At 74.0% G+C, this 599-nt stretch carries 1 protein-coding gene; it reads left to right on the forward strand.

Features of this window, described 5'->3' with window-relative positions:
- Positions 1-599 (forward strand): autotransporter-associated beta strand repeat-containing protein (locus tag JMF90_RS39615; RefSeq protein ID WP_201326606.1); only part of this gene is annotated, 599 nt, incomplete at both ends.

Below are 599 nucleotides of genomic sequence, written 5' to 3' on the forward strand. Positions count from 1 at the left end.
CGCGGGCGGCAGCCTGTCAGGCAGCAGCCCGGTGAATCTGGCCGGTGCGGGCGCGACCTTCGACGTCAGCGGCGCGACCACGCCGCAGACCACGGGCACGCTGTCGGGCGTCGTCGGTTCGACGGTGAACCTCGGCGGCAACAACCTGACGCTCGGCGGCACGGGCAACGGCACGTACGGCGGCACGATCGCGGGCGCGGGCGGCAGTCTCACGTTGTCGGGCACGGGCACCGAAACGCTGACCGGCAACAACACGTACACGGGCGGCACGACCCTGAGCGGCGGCGGCACGCTGGTGGCGGGCAACGGCTCGGCGCTCGGCACGGGTGCGCTGAACACGAGCGGCGCAGGCGGCACGCTGGCCGCGAGCACGCCCGGCACGACGCTCGGCAACGCGGTGAATCTCGGCGCGGGTTCGACGCTGACGGTTGGCGGTGCGAACAATCTGGGTCTGGGCGGCGCGATCGGCGGCAGCGGCAACCTCGCGGTCAATGGTCCTTCGACGACGACGCTGTCGGGCGCGAACACCTACACCGGCAGCACGACGATCGGCGGCGGCAGCACGCTGGCGGTCGGCGCGGGCGGCAGCCGCCCGCGCC

Source organism: Burkholderia sp. E168m23 (assembly GCF_016586125.1).
Classification (GTDB): Bacteria; Pseudomonadota; Gammaproteobacteria; order Burkholderiales; family Burkholderiaceae; genus Burkholderia; species Burkholderia orbicola.